Genomic DNA, 1,878 nt, shown 5'->3' with positions numbered 1-1,878 from the left:
GTCACCCCTGCGAGCCGGGGTCCTGGTGCCGACCGTGCTGGCGATCGGGCTGGTCGGCGGCTATGCGGGTGCCACGCTGCTGTGGCCGCTGCACGCCGTCGCGCCCGACGTGCGACCGGCCGCTGTCGAGCCGCTGACCGCGGCGGACACGACCCCCCGGTGGCCCGACAGCGGCTCCGCCGCCGTCGGCGTCGCGGGGTTCGCGCCGGTGGCCTCGAGCACCGAGCAGATGCCCATGGCCAGCATCACGAAGGTCATCACGGCGCTGATGGTGCTGGAACAGCGCCCGCTGCAGCCGGGCGAGCAGGGGCGGGGGTTCGCCTTCACCTTCCAGGACCGGGCCGCGTACTGGAACTACCTCGCGCGCCACGAGTCGGCGCTGGACGTACCCGTGGGCGGCTCGCTGTCGCTCTATCAGCTGCTTCAGGGGATGCTGATCGGTTCGGCCGGCAACTACACCGATCGGCTGGTGTCGTCGCTGTGGGGCAGTGACGAGGCCTTCGCCCGTGCCGCCACGCGCTGGCTGGAGCGCAAGGGAATCGCCGGGATCACGGTGGTCGAGCCCACCGGCATCGATCCGGGCAACACCGCCGCGCCGGCGGCGCTGGCGGCGCTGGCCGATCTGGCGCTGGCGGATCCGGTCGTCGCGGAGATCGTCCGCACCGAGTCCGTCGTTCTGCCCGGAGCGGGCACCATCACCAACACCAATGACCTGCTCGCCGACGACGGCACCATCGCGGGTGTCAAGACCGGCAGCCTGTGGGGCCGGTACAACCTGCTCGGGGCCAAGGACGTGTCAGTGGCCGGGGTCACGCTGCACGCCTACGCGGCGGTGCTCGGCCAGCCCTCGGACCGGCTGCGGGATGAGGAGACCGCGCGCCTTCTGGATGCGGTGTCCGCACAGGTCGTCGCCGCCGAGCTTCCCGCGGGCACGCTGGCGGGACGGGTCACCACCGAGTGGGGCGCGACGGTGGATGCGGTCACCGCGCAGACCGCGACCGCGGTCCTGTGGAACGGCGCGACCACGTCCAGCGAGGTCGCGAGAGACCTCGGCCGGGCGCGTACCGCCGGTGCGGAGGTGGGCGCGCTGACACTGACCGACCCGGTGACCACGTCGGAGGTCCCGGTGGTGCTGTCGGCGGACATCCCCGCCCCGTCGGCATGGTGGCGCCTCACCCACCCACTGCAGTTGTTCGGCCTCGCCGACTGACCGCGCGACGAGTCGGGCCGCGCATGACACGGCGGTCACGGGTAGGCTGATCCCGTTGCACAAGCCCCCCTTGGAACGCCCGCATCCGGCGGCGTTCGCTGCCCCGGCGCCCCGGAACACCCGGCCGCCGACACCACGGTGGACTCGACGACACCGGGCCGCACGCTCACCGTCCCGGACGGTACGCGCCCCGATCCCGCCCCTGATGAAAGGCGAGCCGTGACCGATCCTCTCAGCTCCACCCGCCGCGCCGGCGTGCTGGCCGTGCTCCGCGCACCTTCCGCCGCCGTCGCCTCGGATGCCGTCGATGCCCTCGGGCGCGGCGGCATCACCGGCATCGAGGTGACCTACTCCACCCCCGATGCAGCCACGGTGATCGCCGATGCCCGCAGCCGCCACGGCGACGCCGTGCTGGTCGGCGCGGGGACGGTCACCACCGTCGCCCAAGCGGCCGAGGCGGCCGAGGCCGGCGCAGCCTTCCTGGTCAGCCCGGGCACGGTTCCCGAACTGGCCGCCGCGATGCTGGCCACCGGACGGGTCACGATGACCGGGGCCCTGACCCCCAGCGAGGTGATGACGGCGCTACGGGTCGGCGTTCACGTCGTGAAGATCTTCCCGGCGTCGCGGGGCGGACCGGCCTACCGGGGCGCGCTGCGCGGCCCGTTCCC

General features: G+C 73.6%; 2 protein-coding genes. Both read left to right on the top strand.

Annotated features, from left to right (window positions below):
• The coding region (locus ACK5M9_RS02250) for a hypothetical protein (RefSeq protein WP_416891583.1) at positions 1-1,210 on the top strand (1,210 nt) is incomplete at its 5' end.
• 219 nt (positions 1,211-1,429) lie between these two features.
• Positions 1,430-1,878, top strand: a 449-nt coding sequence (locus ACK5M9_RS02245; RefSeq protein WP_416891582.1) for a bifunctional 4-hydroxy-2-oxoglutarate aldolase/2-dehydro-3-deoxy-phosphogluconate aldolase, incomplete at its 3' end; no start/stop codon positions are given.

Origin of the sequence: Mycobacterium sp., from assembly GCF_047975165.1 — a bacterium.
In the GTDB taxonomy this organism is placed as follows: Bacteria; Actinomycetota; Actinomycetes; order Mycobacteriales; family Mycobacteriaceae; genus Mycobacterium.
The sequence above is the reverse complement of the archived record's forward strand: the minus strand, read 5'-3'. Positions and strand labels throughout refer to the sequence as shown.